The 17,513-nt window shown below is 66.6% G+C and carries 16 protein-coding genes; 9 read left to right on the forward strand and 7 right to left on the reverse strand.

Annotation, left to right across the window (positions count from 1 at the left end; genetic code table 11):
* The 7 genes from EPO55_RS18220 to EPO55_RS18250 form a co-directional block, all read right to left on the reverse strand.
* On the reverse strand, nt 1-281 hold a 281-nt coding region (locus EPO55_RS18220; RefSeq protein ID WP_296338501.1), incomplete at its 3' end, for a nitroreductase/quinone reductase family protein.
* Nucleotides 282-318: 37 nt separating this feature from the next.
* Nucleotides 319-1,230, reverse strand: a complete 912-nt coding sequence (locus tag EPO55_RS18225; RefSeq protein WP_296338502.1) for an SMP-30/gluconolactonase/LRE family protein — start codon at nt 1,228-1,230, stop codon at nt 319-321.
* A gap of 57 nt (nt 1,231-1,287) precedes the next feature.
* The gene (locus tag EPO55_RS18230; protein ID WP_296338503.1) at nt 1,288-2,922 is read right to left on the reverse strand and encodes an FAD-dependent oxidoreductase; all 1,635 of its coding nucleotides are present in this window, start codon (nt 2,920-2,922) and stop codon (nt 1,288-1,290) included.
* Between the two features lie 9 nt (nt 2,923-2,931).
* Complete coding sequence (locus EPO55_RS18235) at nt 2,932-3,747, reverse strand: sugar phosphate isomerase/epimerase (RefSeq protein WP_296338505.1); 816 nt, start codon at nt 3,745-3,747, stop codon at nt 2,932-2,934.
* Nucleotides 3,748-4,572 carry a serine O-acetyltransferase gene (gene cysE, locus EPO55_RS18240; protein ID WP_296338506.1) on the reverse strand — a complete coding sequence of 275 codons (825 nt, stop codon included), beginning with the start codon at nt 4,570-4,572 and terminating at the stop codon, nt 3,748-3,750.
* Between the two features lie 132 nt (nt 4,573-4,704).
* Nucleotides 4,705-5,304, reverse strand: coding sequence for an ABC transporter substrate-binding protein (locus EPO55_RS18245; protein WP_296338507.1), 600 nt, complete (start codon nt 5,302-5,304; stop codon nt 4,705-4,707).
* 36 nt (nt 5,305-5,340) lie between these two features.
* The gene (locus tag EPO55_RS18250) at nt 5,341-6,126 is read right to left on the reverse strand and encodes a VacJ family lipoprotein (protein ID WP_296338508.1); all 786 of its coding nucleotides are present in this window, start codon (nt 6,124-6,126) and stop codon (nt 5,341-5,343) included.
* A gap of 237 nt (nt 6,127-6,363) precedes the next feature.
* Here EPO55_RS18250 and EPO55_RS18255 point away from each other — a divergent pair, with 237 nt between their 5' ends.
* The 9 genes from EPO55_RS18255 to EPO55_RS18290 all read left to right on the forward strand — a co-directional run bounded on the left by EPO55_RS18255 (nt 6,364) and on the right by EPO55_RS18290 (nt 17,346).
* On the forward strand, nt 6,364-7,338 hold the full coding sequence (locus EPO55_RS18255) for a methyltransferase domain-containing protein (protein WP_296338509.1): 975 nt from the start codon (nt 6,364-6,366) through the stop codon (nt 7,336-7,338).
* The gene (gene metF / locus EPO55_RS18260) at nt 7,335-8,267 is read left to right on the forward strand and encodes a methylenetetrahydrofolate reductase [NAD(P)H] (protein WP_296338510.1); all 933 of its coding nucleotides are present in this window, start codon (nt 7,335-7,337) and stop codon (nt 8,265-8,267) included. The genes EPO55_RS18255 and metF overlap by 4 nt, the downstream gene beginning before the upstream one ends.
* Nucleotides 8,264-9,319 carry a homocysteine S-methyltransferase family protein gene (locus EPO55_RS26160; RefSeq protein ID WP_363719343.1) on the forward strand — a complete coding sequence of 352 codons (1,056 nt, stop codon included), beginning with the start codon at nt 8,264-8,266 and terminating at the stop codon, nt 9,317-9,319. The genes metF and EPO55_RS26160 overlap by 4 nt, the downstream gene beginning before the upstream one ends.
* Complete coding sequence (gene metH, locus EPO55_RS18265) at nt 9,319-11,970, forward strand: methionine synthase (protein WP_363719345.1); 2,652 nt, start codon at nt 9,319-9,321, stop codon at nt 11,968-11,970. The genes EPO55_RS26160 and metH overlap by 1 nt, the downstream gene beginning before the upstream one ends.
* Before the next feature lie 7 nt (nt 11,971-11,977).
* The gene (locus tag EPO55_RS18270) at nt 11,978-12,700 is read left to right on the forward strand and encodes a sulfite exporter TauE/SafE family protein (RefSeq protein WP_296338516.1); all 723 of its coding nucleotides are present in this window, start codon (nt 11,978-11,980) and stop codon (nt 12,698-12,700) included.
* 203 nt (nt 12,701-12,903) lie between these two features.
* On the forward strand, nt 12,904-14,493 hold the full coding sequence (locus EPO55_RS18275; RefSeq protein WP_296338511.1) for an ABC transporter substrate-binding protein: 1,590 nt from the start codon (nt 12,904-12,906) through the stop codon (nt 14,491-14,493).
* On the forward strand, nt 14,493-15,440 hold the full coding sequence (locus tag EPO55_RS18280; protein WP_296338513.1) for an ABC transporter permease: 948 nt from the start codon (nt 14,493-14,495) through the stop codon (nt 15,438-15,440). Before EPO55_RS18275 ends, EPO55_RS18280 begins: the two co-directional genes overlap by 1 nt.
* Before the next feature lies 1 nt (nt 15,441).
* A complete protein-coding gene (locus EPO55_RS18285) occupies nt 15,442-16,326 on the forward strand; it encodes an ABC transporter permease (RefSeq protein ID WP_296338514.1) in 885 nt (294 codons plus the stop codon).
* A 9-nt stretch (nt 16,327-16,335) separates the two neighbouring features.
* The gene (locus EPO55_RS18290; RefSeq protein ID WP_296338515.1) at nt 16,336-17,346 is read left to right on the forward strand and encodes an ABC transporter ATP-binding protein; all 1,011 of its coding nucleotides are present in this window, start codon (nt 16,336-16,338) and stop codon (nt 17,344-17,346) included.
* Nucleotides 17,347-17,513: the final 167 nt, after the last annotated feature.

Raw genomic sequence — 17,513 nt, forward strand, 5'->3', positions numbered from 1 at the left:
TACCAGCCGGGATGCTCCGGTGCGCCGCCCTTGGAGGCGATCACGAAATAGCCCTTGCCGGCCCCCTTGTCGTCGCTACGCCCGTAGAACAGCGGGAACAGGAACTTCTGCCCCGACTTGCGGCCCTTGGTGATCAGCAGCAGCGACGGAACAGTGAGCTCCGGCATGTTGGGCAGGGTGATCTTGTACATGTGGCCGTCGGTACCGCCGCTCGTGAGATAGCGGTCGACATGGTCCTTCATCCACTTGGGAAGATTGGGCGCGATCTGGATCTCGGTCATCGATTTCTCCTTGTTCGTCTGCGGCCGATGCGCCGCTTCAATTGAAATTGAGTTTTAGACCCGGCGTCGGCCATGTCACGGCCGCAAGCTGCCCCTTGTCCGACAAGGTGATGTAGGCCGTGCGCATGTCGGGACCGCCGAAGCAGATATTGGTCGGATAGATGTCCGGCATCTTCACTTCGCGCACGATGTCGCCGGCCGGCGAGAACTCGGTGATCATGCCGGTGTTGAGCGTGGCCACCGCGATGTTGCCGTTTGCCAGCACCGCCAGGCTGTCGAAGCGCGCGTTGCTGCCGACGGCGCCGACGACGCGGCCGCTGTGATGGGCATTGCCAGTCGGTTTGCGCAACACCCCCGGGCCTTCGATGTCGAAAGCCCACAGCCGCGCGCTTTCGGTGTCGGCGACGTAGAGGGTCCTGCCGTCGGGCGACAGGCCGCAGCCGTTGGGGCTGAGGAACGGATGGACGAGGCACTTGATCATCGAGCCGTCGGGCTTGGCGTAGTAGATGCCGCCATGGTCGCGCTGGCGGGCGTAACGCTTGCCGAGATCGGTGAAGTAGAAGCCGCCCGCCTTGTCGAACACCAGGTCGTTGGGCGCCGACAGCTTGTGGCCGTCGCACTCGATGTAGAGCTCGGTCATCTTGCCGGTCGCGCGGTCGAGGCGCTGGACGAAGCCGTGCTTGTAGTCGGGATGCGGCGCCACGCCCATCGAGTTGCCCTCGACGTAGCGACTGCCGCCGTTGTTGCAGAGATAGAGCGCGCCGTCGGGTCCGACCGCGAGACCGTTGGGTCCGCCGCCGGTCGCCGAGAACAGCGAGACCTTGCCGTCAGGCGTCACGCGCGAGCAGCGGTTGTTGCGGATCTCCGTCAGGATCACCGATCCGTCGGGCATCACCACCGGGCCCTCGGGAAAGCCGAAACCGGTCGCCAGAATACGCACCTCACTCATCGCGTTCCTCCGCCTTTCTGTCTTGGGGACGATGATCGACTGCCCGGCGCTGTTCGTCTACTGCGCGCCGCGAATCCGATCGATCAGCTGCAAAGGATCGCCCGGCAATACGTCGCCTCGCCAGGCGACATGCTGGTCCGGACGGGAGAGTACCAGCGCCTCGCGATAGGGCGCTTGCGGGGCGAGATCGAGCACCGACAGCGGCACGCCGCGCTGGGCCGCCGCTTCGACGAGCGCCGTCACCTCGACTGCACGATCGAAGCGCAGCAGCGTGAAGCCCGCGCCCATCGCGTCGTAAAGCGATCGTCCCTCCTCCAGCCAGACATGCGGCGTGCGGCAGCCCGGCACGGTCGAGGGCGTAAAACTGTCCATCGTATAGGCGGGCGCCTCTTCGCCGTCATAGGCGACGATCGGCGAGCGGTCGTAGAACGAACCGAAATTGAGACCACCGCAGCAGAACTGCGGCGTGTGCATTTCCAGCAGCCGCTGGCCGAGCTCGGCGCGACGGGCATCGCCTCCGGGACCGGCCGCCTCGATGTCAGCCGGCACTTCGGCGCGGGCGCGGGCGAGCGCCAGCGCAGTGCCCATGGCGTATTTGGAAACCTGCTCGGTGATCGGCCAGCGCTCGGCCTCGTGCGCCGCCAGGATCGCCGGATCGGCCCAGCCGTCGAGCACACCCGCCAGCATCCAGGCAAGGTTGGTCGCATCGGCAATGCCGGCGTTCATGCCGTAGCCGGCGAAGGGCGCCCAGATGTGGGCGGCATCGCCGCAGATGAAGACGCGGCGGTCGCGGAAACGGTCGGCCAGCAGGCGGCGCCCGATCCAGTTCTCGCGGCTGATGAGTTCGACGTCGAAGGACGGCTCGACACCCAGAATGTCGCGCAGGCAGCCATCGGCGTCGATCGCCTCGAAGTCGGCTTCGTCGGCGCGCAGGTAGTTGTGGACCAGCCAGGTCTCGCGGCCGTCGACGGCGAACATGTTGGCGCTGCGGCGCGGGTTCATGACCTGCGTCGACCAGGCGGGGACTGCCCGCATGCGCGCCGCGAGGCCGGGGGCGCGGATGTAGCTCGACTGGGTGCGGCCGATCATGGCGTCGCCGCTGAGCCGCGCGCCGATCTGGCGCCGGACCTCCGATGTGGGGCCGTCGCAGCCCACCAGATAGGCGCAGTCGATCGCTATCTTGCTGCCGTTCGCGAGGTCCTCGGCCTCGACGGTGACGCCGGCCTCGTCCTGCGCAAAACCCAGCACGCGCATCAGGTTCACGAACCGTACCCTGGGATGCGCCGCCGCTTCGGCGGCCAGCAGGGGGTCGAGATAGATCTGGTTGATGCGGTGCGGCGGCTCGGGCGTCGGCCACCAGCCGTCCGGGCCGCTCTTGTCGGTGTAACGGTCGCGCCGGCAGGGAATGTGGATGCGCGCGAACTCCGTGCCCACGGCAGTCGTGCGGAAGGCGACGTCGTTGGCGTGATCGGCCGGCAGGCCGGTGTTGCGCACGACCTCGACGATGCCGAGGCGGCGGAAGATCTCCATCGTCCGCGCCGCGACGTGGTTGCATTTGACGCCCGGCCGGGTGCCCGGCGGGTTCTGCTCGGCCACGATCACGTCGATGCCGCGTCCCGCGAGGTCGAGCGCCAGGACCGAGCCGACCGGCCCGCCGCCGACGATCAGGACGGACGTGCGTAGACGGCGCATCCGCAGCGGCTAGCGACCAAAAGCTTCCATAAGGGCGCGTCGGGTGGCTTGCGCGCCCTCGCCCGCGACGTCGGCGGCGCTGCGTTCCCAGTGGGCGGGATTGGGCGCTTCGTAGCTGATGTAGCCGCGGTAGTTCTTGGCGGCGAGTAGCCGGAAGAGTTCGGTCCAGCGCACGACGCCCTTGCCGGGCGGCAGCCGGTCGACCGGCGGCGGCCCGTTGGGCGGCGCGTCCGGCACGTCGCTGTACTGCACGTAGAAGATCTCCGCCCCGGGCACATCGGAGAAGCCCGCGCCGGGCCGGCCGCCGCGCTGCAAGTGGTAGGCGTCGAGCAGCAGGCCGACGCTCTTCTCGCCAGCTTTGCCAACGAGATCGCGCAGGATGTCGATGCTCTTCACGACCGGATGCTGGAACTGGTACTCGACCGCCAACCGCAGCTTGAATTCGGCAGCGATGACACCGGCGCGGCGAATGTTGGCGACCACCTCGTCGAGGCTCGCGGTGCCGGGACCGATGGCGCTCATCAGCGTCGGGCAATCGAGTGCGACGGCAGCCTGGCAGCTCTCGCGGAACACGCCGAACAGTCGCTCCTGCTCCTCGCCCTTCGAGGAAAAGATCCAGCCGGGCTCGACGCCGACGCAGGCGACCGGCAGGCCGCTCTTCTTCACGAGATCGAGGGCGTTCGGATGGCGCACGAAGTCGACGCGGCGCAGCTCGACCGCGTCGAAGCCGCCCGCCTTGGCCGCCGCCAACGCCTGTTCGAGTGGCGTCGTATCGACCGTCCAGGTGTGAAGCGCGAGGCCGCGGAACTTGTGCTCCACGGTCATCTAGATCCGCTGGTCCATCTCCAGTGCCGGTTCCGGCACGTCGACGCAGCCGATGATACGGGCCGGCACGCCGGCCGCGGTGCAGCCGGCCGGGACCGGTTCCAGCACCACGCTGCCGGCCGCGATCTTGGCGCAGGCGCCGATCTCGATGTTGCCCAGCACCTTGGCGCCGGCCCCCAGCAGCACGCCGCGCCGCACCTTGGGATGACGGTCGCCACGCTCCTTGCCGGTGCCGCCCAAGGTCACGCCGTGCAGCATCGAGACGCCGTCTTCGACGACGGCGGTCTCGCCGATCACCACGCCGGTGCCATGGTCGATGAAGATGCCCTTGCCGATCACGGCGCCGGGATGGATGTCGAGGCCGAACAGCGCACTGGCGCGGCTCTGCAGGAAGTGGGCGAGCGACTGGCGGCCCTGCAGCCACAGCCAGTGGGCGGCGCGATAGGTCTGCAGCGCGTGATAGCCCTTGAACCACAACAGCGGATCGAGATGGCTGGTGCAGGCGGGATCGCGGTCGGCCACCGCCACGATATCGGCGCGCGCGGCGAGCCCGATGGCGGGCTCGGCGGCGAAGGCCTCGTCGAAAGTCTGGCGGATCAGGGCGGCCGGCACCTCGGTCGTGCCGGCAAGGCGCGCCAGGTGATAGCTGAGCGCGCTCTCGAACTTGGGCTGGCTGAGAATGGTGGCGTGCAACAGCCCCGCCAGTACCGGCTCGGCCGCGGCGGCTGCCTGGGCGGCCTCACGGATCCTGGCCCAGACGGGGTCGACCGCCCTCAAATCAGCAGATCTGGGCTCGGTCGGGTTCTTGAACTGTACGCTATCCATGGCGCTCTCCTCCGGTCCATCGTCCTGCGCCGCAGGATCCCCCGAACCGATCGATACGCCTCCCGGCTGAAAGTCTACGTCGGACGCGCCGCCCGTGCAATTCAGGGGGGTGCGATGGTCAACGAGGCTTGGTCAGCGTTTGGCGCGGGCTTCCAGTTCCTGGATCAGCGGCTCGACGGAACCGCCATTGTTCTGGATATAGGAACTGAAATCCGAACGTCTAGTCATGATCAGGCTGACGCCCTCGACCTTTACGTCGGTGATCCGCGGCCCCTGGCCGTTGTCGCGCACTTCCCACTCGAGCTTGATCGGCTGGCCGGTGGCCTGGTTCAGCTTGCTGTCGACGACGGTGATGCCGTTGGGGCGGGCGGTCACCTTGCCGAGGCTGAGGGTCTGGCCCTCATACTGGCCGAACCGCTCGCTGTAGGCGCGGGCCTCCGCCGTCTCCAGGGCCGTCAGGAAGCGGGCGCGTTGCTCCTCGGTCGCCTGATTCCAGTACTTCCCGAGTGCCGACCGGGTCATGTAGGGCAAGTCGAAGTTCGCCTGCATGACCTTCCGGACGGCGGCCTGACGATCGGCGCCGGTCTTGGTCTTCACGATGTCGATGACCTCGGCGGCCACTGTATCGATCAATTTGCTGGGATCAGCGGCCGATGCCGGCAGGACGAAGAAGAGGACGGCGGCAGCGCCGGCAAGGCGCATGGCGACACGACGAAAGGCGAGCAGCGGCACTGGTCGCTCCCTGAGAGGACTTCGGACGGTGGCGTTCTAGCGTACCAGAGCGAGATTGTCGCGGCGTTCCAACTCGCCCTTGGTATCGGTCTTTTCCCGCTTCTGACGGATCAGGTCGGCGCGGTTCTGCGTGTAGGCGCTACGCAGCGCGGCATAATAATCGACGCTGTTCTTCTCGAGATCGTCGAGCGCGAAGATGGTGCGCGAGCGGTAGTCGACCACGTTCATGCCGTAGCGCGCCGCCTGGTAGGCGGTCCAGTCGATGGCCAGGTTGAAGGTCAGGATTCGGAACGGATCCACCAGGTAGTCCATCATCAGGCCGGTGCCGTCACGGGCATTGGACGGTCCGATGACCGGCAGCATGAGGTAGAACCCGCCGTTCTCCGGCTCGACCCCGGCATAGAGGCCGATGGTCTTGCCGGCGTCCTCCTTGGTCCGCTCGAGGCCAAGCATGGTGGCGACGTCGAACAGTCCGGCGACACCGATGGTCGAATTCACGAGGAAGCGCGCCATGGTCGTGGCGGCGCGGCTCGGATCGCCCTGGACCACTTCGTTGATCGCCGTCACCGGCTCGCCGAGATTGTCGAGGAGGTTGCGCACGCTCTTCTGGGCAGGCTCAGGCACCCAATCGCGATAGATCACGGCGACGGGCCGGAGCGCGATGATGTCGACGACACGATTGATCGAGAACAGGAACCGGTTGGGCGTTTCGATCGGGTCCCAGACTTCGGCGGCACCGGTATCGCCTGTCGCACAGCCGCCCATCAGGGTGGTGGCAATTACCATCGCGGCGAGCGAACGGCGCGCCTTCCGCTTCATCATTCCAGGCAGACTCTCGACCATCAACACAACCCTAGTCCATCCCGCCGGCCCGGATACGCTGGGCCCAAAAGCACGAAGCGGCGTTGGGCCGCCGCTATTCGAAGAGCAGTCTTGCACACGAGCGCTGCAGTTTGAAGTGAATAGCCCAAAGGGCGCGGCTCCTGTGGTTCGGCAGCCACAGATCCTGTTACAATTAAGAGCTTGCAAACATAAAGATATGCTTATATCCACGGATCCATGGATCATCTTCTCACCCTCCTCAGGGCGGCGGCCGAGGACACCCGGTTGCGCATCCTGGCGCTGGCGGCGCGCGAGGACCTGACGGTCAGCGACTACGTCCATGTGCTGGGCCAGAGCCAGCCGAGGGTGTCGCGCCACCTCAAGCTCGTGGTCGAGGCCGGCCTCCTGGAGCGCTTCCGCGAGGGCCAGTTCACGCGCTTTCGTCTGGTCACCGCTGGCGACGACGCCGCCCTGGTGCGCGAGTTCGTGCGCCGGCTCGATCCCAAGCATCCCCGCATCGCCGCCGACCGCGCCCGGCTCGACGCCCTGCAGCAGCGCCGCCAGAACGCCGCCGTGCGCTTCTTCCGCGACAATGCCCAGCGCTGGGACGAACTCAGGGCACTGCACGTTGCCGATCGCGAGATCGAGCGCGCGCTCGCCCATCACCTGCCGGTGGGCGCGCGCCGGCTGCTCGACATCGGCACCGGCACCGGCCGGCTCCTGGAAGTGCTCGCCCCGAAGGTCGAGCGGGCCGTTGGAATCGACCAGAGCCGCGAGATGCTGGCGCTGGCCCGCGCCAACCTCGCCCGCGCCGGCCTCGACAATGTCGAGATCCGCCAGGGCGACATGTATGCGTTGCCGTTCGAGGCCGACGGCTTCGATGTCGTCACCATCCATCACGTCCTGCACTACGCCGACGATCCGGCGGCGGCGCTCGCCGAGGCGGCCCGCGTCGTGCGCCCGGGCGGCACCGTCCTGGTGGTCGACTTCTCGCCGCACGACATGGTCGAGCTGAAGCGCGAGCATGCCCATGTTCATCTCGGCTTCGCCGACAATCAGGTCCAGGGCTGGCTGAAGAGCGCCGGGCTCAATGCGCTGGAGCCCATCCACTTTCCCGGCCGCCGCCTGATGACCGGCATCTGGCGCGGCGAGCGCGAGATCGCCCAGCGCCCCGTCCGCACCACCGCTCTTTCGCACGGAGTTTCCCGATGAGTCCCGATACCGGCCCTCTCAGCACCAGCGCCGGCACTTCCGAGTTTCCCGCGCGCGCGCCGCAGCGGCTCAAGGTCTCGTTCGAATTCTCTCCTCCCAAGACCGAAGCGGCCGAGCGCACCTTGTGGGAAACGGTGACCCGGCTCACGCCGCTTCAGCCGACGTTCTTTTCCGTGACCTACGGCGCCGGCGGCTCGACGCGTCAGCGCACCCACGAGACCGTCGCACGGCTCAAGTCCGAGACCGGCATCGATGCCGCCGCCCACCTCACCTGCGTCGCCGCGACACAAGGCGAGATCGACGACGTCGCACGCGCCTATTGGGACGCCGGTATCCGCCACATCGTGGCGCTGCGCGGCGATCCGCCGGGCGGCATGGGCGGCAAGTACAGCGTCCATCCCGGCGGCTACGAGAATGCCGCCGCGCTGGTCGCTGGCCTGAAGAAGATCGGCAATTTCCAGATCAGCGTCGCGGGCTATCCCGAGAAGCATCCGGATTCGCCCGACGCCACGGCCGACCTCGAAAACCTGAAGCGCAAGGTCGATGCCGGCGCCGACCGCTGCATTACCCAGTTCTTCTTCGATGCCGACGACTTTCTGCGCTTCCGCGACCGAGCGGCCGCGGCCGGCATCCATGTGCCGATCGTGCCTGGCATCATGCCGGTATCGAACTTCCAGGGCATTGCCAGGATGGCAGGCCTCTGCGGTTCAAAGGTGCCGGCCTGGCTCGCCGAGCTGTTCGACGGCCTCGAGGACGACGTCGAGACGCGCCGCATGGTCGCGGCGACGGTAGCGGGCGACCTCTGCCGCCGACTGCGTGGCGACGGCGTCGACCAGTTCCATTTCTACACGCTGAACCGGGCCGACCTCACCTTCGCGATCTGCCACCTGCTGGGCGTTCGCCCACCGCGCAACGGAGCCCCGAAATGACCCGCGCCGAGAAGGCCGACCTGCTGCGCGAGATCGGCGCTGAGCGCATCCTGGTCAAGGACGGGCCCTACGGCTCCATGATCCAGAGTTACAGGCTCGACGAGGAAGGCTTCCGCGCCGGCCGCACCTTCAACCACGACCAGAAGGGCAACAACGACCTTCTCAACCTGACGCGGCCCGATATCGTGGGCGAGATCTGCAACGCCTATCTCGATGCCGGCGCCGACATCCTGGCCACCAACACCTTCAATTCCAATGCGATCAGCCTTGCCGACTACGGCATCGCCGGCATGGCGCGCGAGATCAACATGGCCGCGGCCAGGCTCACACGCGCCTGCGCTGACGCCGCCACGGCGCGCGATCCGGCCAAGCCGCGCTTCGTCGTGGGCGCGCTCGGCCCGACCAACAAGACCCTGTCGGTCTCGCCCAACGTCAACGATCCCGGCTTCCGTGCCGTCAGCTTCGATGAGATGAAGGGCATCTACCGCGAGCAGATCGAGGGACTGCTCGACGGCGGTGTCGACTTCATCCTGATCGAGACGGTGTTCGACACGTTGAACGCCAAGGCCGCACTCGTGGCCGCCGACGAAGCGGCCGAGGCGCGCGGCGAGGAACTGCCGGTGATGGTCTCCATGACCCTCACCGATCTCGCCGGCCGCAACCTCTCGGGCCAGACGGTCGAGGCGTTCTGGCACTCGGTGCGGCACGCCAAGCCGCTCACCATGGGGCTGAACTGCAGCTTCGGCGCCACCGAATTGCATCCCTACGTGAATGCGCTCAACCCGCAGGTCGAGGGCCTGCTCTGCGTCTATCCCAACGCCGGCCTGCCCAACGAGCTCGGCGCCTACGACGAGCCGCCCGCCATGACCGCCAAGCTGGTCAAGGGCTGGGCCGAGAACGGCTGGCTGAACGTGGTCGGCGGCTGCTGCGGCACCACGCCGGCCCATATCAAGGCGATCGCCGACGCGGTGAAGGGCGTAAAGCCCCGGCAGTGGCATGCGCTGCCGCCGGCGCTGCGTCTCAGTGGCATGGAAGCGGCGAGTTTTTTCTGATGGCTGACGATCAAGTGACAGAGCAGACGAGCGGACCGCGCGCGACCTTCATCAACATCGGCGAGCGCACCAACGTCACCGGTTCGGCCCGGTTCAAGAAGCTGATCCTGGAGGGCGACTATACCGCCGCGGTCGAAGTGGCGCGCCAGCAGGTCGACAGCGGCGCCCAGATCATCGACGTCAACATGGACGAGGGCCTGCTCGACGCCGAGCTGGCGATGGACACGTTCCTGAAGCTGATCGCCGTCGAGCCCGACATCGCCAAGGTGCCGATCATGATCGACAGCTCCAAGTGGAGCGTGATCGAGGCCGGCCTGAAGTGCGTCGCCGGCAAGCCGATCGTGAACTCGATCTCCATGAAGGAGGGCGTCGAGCCCTTCATCGCCCATGCCCGCAAGGTTCGCCGCTACGGTGCCGCGGTCGTGGTCATGGCGTTCGACGAGAAGGGCCAGGCCGATACCAAGGAGCGCAAGGTCGAGATCTGCGCCCGCGCCTACGACATCCTGGTGAACCAGGTGGGCTTCCCGGCCGAGGACATCATCTTCGATCCCAACATCTTCGCGGTGGCAACCGGCATCGAGGAGCACAACAACTACGGCGTCGACTTCATCGAGGCGACACGCGAGATCAAGCAGCGCTGCCCGCACGTGAAAATCTCGGGCGGCGTCTCCAACCTCTCGTTTGCCTTCCGCGGCAACGAGCCGGTGCGCAAGGCCATGCACTCGGTGTTCCTCTACCACGCCATCCAGGCGGGCATGGACATGGGCATCGTCAATGCCGGCCAGCTCGAGGTCTACGACCAGATTCCGCAGGAGCTGCGCGACGCCTGCGAGGACGTGATCCTCAATCGACGCCCCGATTCGACCGACCGGCTGCTGGAACTCGCGCCCAAGTACAAGGGCACCGGCGAGGCCGCCGAGACCCAGGATGCCGAATGGCGGAGTTGGCCGGTCGAGAAGCGGCTGGAGCACGCGCTGGTCAAGGGCCTCGACCAGTTCGTCGTCGCCGACACCGAGGAAGCGCGCCAGGCGATCGCGCGGCCGATCGAAGTCATTGAAGGCCCGCTGATGGCCGGCATGAACGTGGTCGGTGATCTCTTCGGCTCGGGCAAGATGTTCCTGCCCCAGGTAGTGAAGAGCGCGCGCGTGATGAAGAAGGCCGTCGCCCACCTGCTGCCCTACATCGAGGCCCAGAAGACCGCGGGCTCCCGGCCCAAGGGCAAGATCGTCATGGCGACCGTGAAGGGCGACGTCCACGACATCGGCAAGAACATCGTGGGCGTTGTGCTTCAGTGCAACAACTTCGAGGTCATCGATCTCGGCGTCATGGTGCCTTTCCAGGACATCCTGAAGACGGCCAACGACAACAAGGCCGACATCATCGGCCTTTCGGGCCTGATCACGCCCTCGCTCGACGAGATGGTGACGGTGGCCGAGGAGATGACCCGCCAGGGCTTCAACCTGCCGCTGCTGATCGGCGGCGCCACGACCTCGAAGGTCCACACCGCGCTCCGCATCGCGCCGCGTTACAACGGCACCACCGTGCATGTACTGGACGCCTCGCGTGCCGTCGGCGTCTGCTCGGCGCTGGTCTCGGAGTCGGGCTCGCAGGCAGAGGATTTCGCCGTCAAGGTCGCGGCCGAGTACGAGGCCATCCGCGTCGAACGCGCGGGCGGGGCCAAGGAAAAGGTCATCCCGCTCGAAGCCGCCCGCGCCAATGATTTCAAGATCGACTGGTCGGCCTATGCGCCCCCCAAGCCGGCGATCACCGGTACACGCGTCTTCGCCGAATATCCGCTGCACGAACTGATCGAGCGCATCGACTGGACGCCGTTCTTCCGCGCCTGGGAATTGGCCGGCAACTATCCGGCGATCCTGGAAGATCCCGTGGTCGGCGACAGCGCCAAGAAGCTCTATTCCGACGCGCGCAAGATGCTGGACCACATCGTGCGCGAGAAGTGGCTGACGGCGAAGGGCGTCGTCACCTTCTGGCCATGCCGCCGCGACGGCGACGATGTCGTGCTTTACAGCGACGACACACGGACCAAGGAGGTCTCGCGCCTCTACTTCCTGCGCCAGCAGATCGAGAAGCGCAGCCCCCGCGCCAACATGTGCCTGGCCGACTTCATCTCGCCCGAGGCCGACTGGATCGGCGGCTTCGCCGTAACGGCCGGCCACGGCATCGAGGCGCATCTCGCCCGCTTCAAGGCCGATCACGACGACTATTCCGACATCCTGCTGAAGGCGCTGGCCGATCGCCTCGCCGAGGCCTTCGCCGAGCGGCTGCACGAGCGCGTGCGCAAGACGCTGTGGGGCTATGCGCCGGACGAGGCGCTCACCAACGAGGAGCTGACGCGCGAGAAGTACCGCGGCATCCGTCCGGCGCCGGGGTATCCCGCCTGCCCCGATCACAGCCAGAAGCCTGAGCTCTTCCGCCTGCTGAATGCCGGCCAGAACGCCGGCATCACGCTGACCGAGAGCTTCGCCATGATGCCGACGTCGGCGGTGTCGGGTTACTACTTCGCCCATCCTGAAGCGCAGTACTTCGGCGTCGCCCGCATCGGCCGCGACCAGCTCGAGGACTACGCCAGGCGTCGCGGCTGCTCCATCGAACAGGCGGAGAAGTGGCTCAGGCCTAACATTGGCTACTGATCCGCTCCTGATCTACGCCCTCGTGCTCGTCGTCGGCTTTGCCGCCGGCACGGTGAGCGGCATCGTCGGCACCGGCGCCACCATCATCCTGCTGCCGGTTCTGGTGCTGGTGTTCGGTCCGCGCGAGGCGGTGCCGATCATGGCCGTGGTCGCTCTGATGTCGAACTTCGCCAAGATCACCTCTTGGTGGCGCGAGATCGACTGGCGCGCCTGTAGCGCCTATGCGCTGGGTGGCGTTCCGGCAGCGGCGCTGGGCGCGCGAACTCTGCTGGTCCTGCCCGAGCAGGCAGTCGACGTGGCGCTCGGCCTCTTCTTCCTGGCAATGGTCCCCGGCCGCCGCTGGTTGGCCGCGCGCAACATTACCCTCGGCTATGGCGGGATGGCAGCCGCCGGCGCCGTCATCGGCTTTCTGACCGGCATCGTGGTCTCGACCGGTCCGCTCAGCGTGCCCGCCTTTGCCGCCCACGGGCTGGTGAAGGGCGCCTTCATCGCCACCGAGGCCGCGGGCTCGCTCGCCCTCTACATCAGCAAGGCCGTGACCTTCCGCGAACTCGGCGCCCTGCCATTCGACATCATGGTGAAGGGCCTGATCTCGGGATCGTCGGTCATGGCCGGCACTTATACGGCACGCCTGATCGTCGAGCGGTTGAGCGTCACCACCTTCCAGTACCTGCTGGACGGGGTGATGCTGATATCGGGCCTCGTCCTGCTGTACGCGGCGGTCCGCTAGAAAAGGCGCAGAACACGGATCGGTGAAGTCGACCGGCAGCTGACGCTTGACCAATTGTCAGGCAATCGCGCCCCGAGTGCACGCTTCGTAAACGCAATCGCGTCTGCGGGCGATCGTCGATGGGCAACAACCGCCTCGATTCGGCGCGTGGCACGAGAACTGCACAGCTTGTGCCGACTTCATCGCGGAACAAGGGTGTCCAGATGGCGATCAATCACAAGCAGATATTGGCCAACAGTCTGGCGGCGCGCTTCGGTCGCCGTCGCCTGCTCCAGGGCGCAGGGGCGGCCGTCGCGGCGGCGGGCCTTCCCACCGTCGCGAGTGCTGCCGAGGGCGGGCACATCAAGCTCGCCTGGATCGACTTCGTCGACACGCTCGATCCGCATTTCACCAGCTACCTGGGCGCCATCAAGATCCACAACAACATCTACAACGGCCTGCTGAAGGTCGAGTACGACGGCGAGAAGGTATCGTTCGTCCCCGACCTCGCGGAGTCGTGGACGCTGCTCGACGACAAGACCCACCTGTTCAAGCTGCGCAAGGGCGTCAAGTTCCATGACGGCGAGGTCTGTGATGCCGAGGCGGTGAAATGGAGCGTCGAGCGCGTCTGGCGCGGCACGCCCAAGTCGCCGCATGCCTGGAAGTACGACTATCTCGAGAGCGTCGAGGTCATCGACCCCCTGACGGTGAAGCTCAACTTCAAGAAGCCCTATGCCTTCCTGCCGGTGGCGCTGACCGGCAGCACGGGCCGCGCCGGCACGATCGTGCCGCGCAAGGCGATCGAGAAGTACGGCAAGGACTTCGGCCGCAATCCGGTGGGCACCGGACCGTTCAAGTTCGTGAGCTGGAAGGAGAACGACTCGATCGTGCTCGAGAAGAACCCCGACTATTTCGAGCCGGGCCTGCCCAAGCTCGACCGGGCCACCTTCCTCATCATGAAGGAGGCATCGAGCGCGGTGGCGGCGATGCTGGCCGGCCGGGTCGACGGCATGAGCAACAGCCCGCTGCAATTCATCAACCAACTCAAGGCGAACCAGAGCCTGGTGGTTCACGGTGAGATCGAGGGCAACTACTCGCTGATGGCCATGAACTGCCGCCGCGCGCCGTTCGACGACGTGAACGTGCGCCGCGCGGTCGGCTTCGCGATCGACCGTGAGGCGTTGATCAAGCAGGCGTTCTTCGGCATCGGCATTCAGGCCTACACGCCGATTTCCCCACCCATGACGGGCTTCTTCGACAAGAACATCGCCAAGAGCGGCCGCGGCCAGTTCTTCGACCTGGAGAAGGCCAAGGCGTTCCGTGCCAAGGCGAAGACACAGGGCGCGATCGAGGCCGTCATCCTGACGTCCGAGCAGGGCCAGTACGGCACGCGCGTGGCGCAGACCATCGTGCCGATGCTGGACAAGATCGGCATCAAGGCCAAGCTCGAGTTGGTCGAGCGGGCGGCCTGGATCAGCCGCCGCAATGCCGGCGACTTCCACATGCTCGACATGACCTGGTCGGCCGACCTCGATCCCGACGAGACGATCTTTCCCGAATGGCATACGGGCAACGCCTGGAACTTCTCGGGCTGGTCGAACACCGATTTCGACAAGCTGGTCGAGCAGGCGCAGGTCGTCCTCGACGTCAAGACCCGGCGCGATCTCTACGTCAAAGCCGAGGACATCCTCATGGACGAGGCGCCGATGGCGATCCTGACGCACATGCCGGAGTTCAAGATCCTCAGCAAAAAGGTCAAGGGCTTCAAGTACACACCAGCCGACAGCCTGGATCTGCATACCGTGAGCTTCTGATGCTGCGCTGGGCGCTGGCGAAGATCCTGCAGACCGCCGCCGTCCTGCTGATCGTTTCGGTCGCCAGCTTCAGCCTGCTGAAGCTGGCGCCGGGCGATCCGGTCGAGTTGATGCTGGGCGACGACTATTCGAAGGAGTCGCATCAGTCGCTGATGGTCCAGCTCGGCCTCGACCGACCGATGCCGGAACAATATGTCGACTGGCTCGCGCGATTCGTCCGCGGCGATTGGGGAACGTCCTTCGTCAGCCGGACGCCGATCTTCCAGTACGCCTTCGTCGAGGCCCTTCCGGTCACCCTCACCCTGTCGGCGGCGGCGCTGGGTCTCGCCCTCCTGATAGGCGTTCCCCTGGGTGTGCTCTCGGCCGTCAGGAAGGACACTACCTGGGACGCCGCCGCAGCGGCCTTTTCCCTGACCGGATCGGCCTTCCCCAGCTTCTATCTCGGCATCCTCCTGATCTGGATCTTCGGCGTCGCCTTCGGCCTGTTTCCGACCATGGGCTTCGTCGCACCCTGGGACGATTTTTGGGGCGGCATCTATCATCTCGTGCTGCCGGCCATCACGCTCAGCACGCCCTTCATGGCGCTGATCGTGCGCATCACCCGCGCCAATCTCGTGGAAGTGCTGGAACAACCCTATATCGCCGCCGCCCGGGCGCGGGGAGAGCCCGCCTGGCGCATCACCTGGGTCCACGGGATGCGCAACGTACTGATGCCGCTGGCCACCATCGTCGGGCTCCAGCTCGGCGCGCTGCTGCATGGCGCCGTCCTGACCGAGACGGTGTTCTCGCTGCCCGGCGTCGGCCGGATGATCACCGATGCTGTGCTGAACCGAGAGTACATGGTGGTCCAGGCCGGCGTGATGATGACCGGTTGCCTGGTCATCTTCACCAACCTCGCGGTCGATCTCTCCTATCCCGTGCTCGATCCGCGCCTGAGGCCGCGCTGACATGGCCGTCCGCGATCTTTCGTTGCCGGATCAGGGCGCGCTCCGGCTCCCGCGCCTCCTCGCCGACCAGCTACGTGGTCGGCCCTTCTTCGTCATTGCTGCCGTGGTTTCCCTGACTTTCCTGTTCGCCGCGATCTTCGCGCCTTGGGTGGCGCCTTACGCGCCGGACTTTCAGGATCCCAACGCCCTCATGGCGCCACCGAGCGCCGCCCACTGGTGCGGCACCGACTCATTTGGCCAGGATCTGCTGTCGCGCGTCATCTACGGCACCCGCTACGTTTTCCTGATCGGATTTTCCTCCGTCGTCATCGGTGCCGTGGGCGGGCTCGCGATCGGCCTCGCCGCCGGCTTGACGCAGGGCGCGGTCGAGTGGGGCCTGATGCGGTTCGTCGACGCGATCCTCGCACTGCCGTCGCTGATCATGGCGATCGCCTTCATCTCCATTCTTGGGCCGGGTGTCGACAAGGTCATCTACGCCGTCGGCTTCGCCCTGATCGGCCCATTCGCCCGCACGGTGCGGGCCGACGTCCTTCAGGTCCGCGCCCAGGCCTTTGTCGAGGCGGCCGGGCTGATGGGCGTCGACCGGCTGCGCATTATCTGGCGCCATATCCTGCCGAACGTGATCTTTCCCCTCGCCGTCCAGGCGACGATCCGGATCGCCGAAGCGATCCTCGTCTCCTCGGCCCTGTCCTTCCTTGGCCTCGGCGTGGTCCCGCCGGCGCCCGATTGGGGACTGATGATCTCCGAAGGCCGCGCCTTCATCAGTATCGTGCCGTGGATCTCCGGCGTGCCCGGCGCGGCTCTGGCCCTCCTGCTGATCGCCCTCAGCATCGTCGGCGACGGCGTCCGCGAGCAGTTCGACCCCAAAATGCGCACCAACCGGTAGGACGCGGACATGACGCATCCACTGCCGCGACGGACCGAGCCGCGAGGGGAGAACGTCCTGCCTTTCTCGCGTCACCGCGAAACCCTGCTGTCCCTCGCCGACATCTCCCTCGCCCGTAACGGGCATTCGGTGCTCGATCACGTCAGCTTCGATCTCGGTCGGGGCGAGACGCTGGGTCTGGTCGGCGAATCCGGCGCCGGCAAATCCACGATCGCGTTGGCCGCGATGGGCCTGCTTCGTCCGCCGGCGGTCACGCTCGAGGGGCGCATGCAATTCGCCGAGCATGAGAACCTGCTCGCCGAGCCGGAGGCCGAGTGGGCGACACTCCGCGGCCGGCGGATCGCCATGATCTTCCAGGATCCGGCCTCGGCGCTGAACCCCTGCTTCACTGTCGGTCGCCAGCTGGAGAGCCCGCTTCGCCGCCTGCTCGGCTTCGATCGTGCGGCGGCCCGGCGGCGCGCGATCGAGCTGCTGGAGAGTGCGGGTCTCAACGACGCCGAGGCCCGACTCGCCGCCTTCCCGCACGAACTCTCCGGCGGTATGCAGCAGCGGGTGATGATCGCCATCGCACTCTCCTGCAATCCCGAACTGCTGCTCGCCGACGAACCGACCAGCGCGCTCGACGTCACCATCCAGGCGCAGATCATGCAGCTCATCCTCGAGCAGGTCCGCGCGCGCAACGCGAGTTGCATCTTCGTCCTGCACGACCTCGCGCTCGCCTCGCAGGTGTGCGACCGCATCGTCGTGCTCTACGCCGGCCAGGTGGTCGAGGCCGGGCCTGCCGAGAGCGTCCTGCGGCGTTCACTGCACCCCTACACCAACGCGCTCAAGTCCTGCGTGATCGAACTCGACACCGAGACACTGACGCCGCCGGAGGGCGGCCTTCCGGCCCTCGGAGCCATGCCGCCGGGCTGCCGCTTCGCGTCGCGCTGCCCGCGCGCCACGGCCCGGTGCGCCGACCAGATGCCGCCACTTCGTTCTCTGGAGGGCCGCGAGATCGCGTGCTGGCATCCGGGATGACAGAGGCCGCTCCGATCTTTCGCCTGCTCGACGTCGAGAAGGTCTACCAGATCGATCGCGGCGGCTGGTCGCGTTTCGGCCGGAGCCCGCCGCGGCGGTTGGCTGCCCTCGACGGCATCCGGCTCACGGTGCAGGCGGGCGACAGTGTCGCACTAGATCGGAAGAGC

The sequence above is a fragment of the Reyranella sp. genome (genome assembly GCF_004296935.1).
Classification (GTDB): Bacteria; Pseudomonadota; Alphaproteobacteria; order Reyranellales; family Reyranellaceae; genus Reyranella.

Bases quoted from the DNA above. Each gene is read 5' to 3' on its own strand.
- EPO55_RS18225 (WP_296338502.1), bottom strand. From the start codon at position 1,230: ATGAGTGAGGTGCGTATTCTGGCGACCGGTTTCGGCTTTCCCGAGGGC.
- EPO55_RS18230 (WP_296338503.1), bottom strand. From the start codon at position 2,922: ATGCGCCGTCTACGCACGTCCGTCCTGATCGTCGGCGGCGGGCCGGTC.
- EPO55_RS18235 (WP_296338505.1), bottom strand. From the start codon at position 3,747: ATGACCGTGGAGCACAAGTTCCGCGGCCTCGCGCTTCACACCTGGACG.
- cysE (WP_296338506.1), bottom strand. From the start codon at position 4,572: ATGGATAGCGTACAGTTCAAGAACCCGACCGAGCCCAGATCTGCTGAT.
- EPO55_RS18250 (WP_296338508.1), bottom strand. From the start codon at position 6,126: ATGATGAAGCGGAAGGCGCGCCGTTCGCTCGCCGCGATGGTAATTGCC.
- EPO55_RS18255 (WP_296338509.1), top strand. From the start codon at position 6,364: ATGGATCATCTTCTCACCCTCCTCAGGGCGGCGGCCGAGGACACCCGG.
- metF (WP_296338510.1), top strand. From the start codon at position 7,335: ATGAGTCCCGATACCGGCCCTCTCAGCACCAGCGCCGGCACTTCCGAG.
- EPO55_RS26160 (WP_363719343.1), top strand. From the start codon at position 8,264: ATGACCCGCGCCGAGAAGGCCGACCTGCTGCGCGAGATCGGCGCTGAG.
- metH (WP_363719345.1), top strand. From the start codon at position 9,319: ATGGCTGACGATCAAGTGACAGAGCAGACGAGCGGACCGCGCGCGACC.
- EPO55_RS18275 (WP_296338511.1), top strand. From the start codon at position 12,904: ATGGCGATCAATCACAAGCAGATATTGGCCAACAGTCTGGCGGCGCGC.
- EPO55_RS18280 (WP_296338513.1), top strand. From the start codon at position 14,493: ATGCTGCGCTGGGCGCTGGCGAAGATCCTGCAGACCGCCGCCGTCCTG.
- EPO55_RS18285 (WP_296338514.1), top strand. From the start codon at position 15,442: ATGGCCGTCCGCGATCTTTCGTTGCCGGATCAGGGCGCGCTCCGGCTC.
- EPO55_RS18290 (WP_296338515.1), top strand. From the start codon at position 16,336: ATGACGCATCCACTGCCGCGACGGACCGAGCCGCGAGGGGAGAACGTC.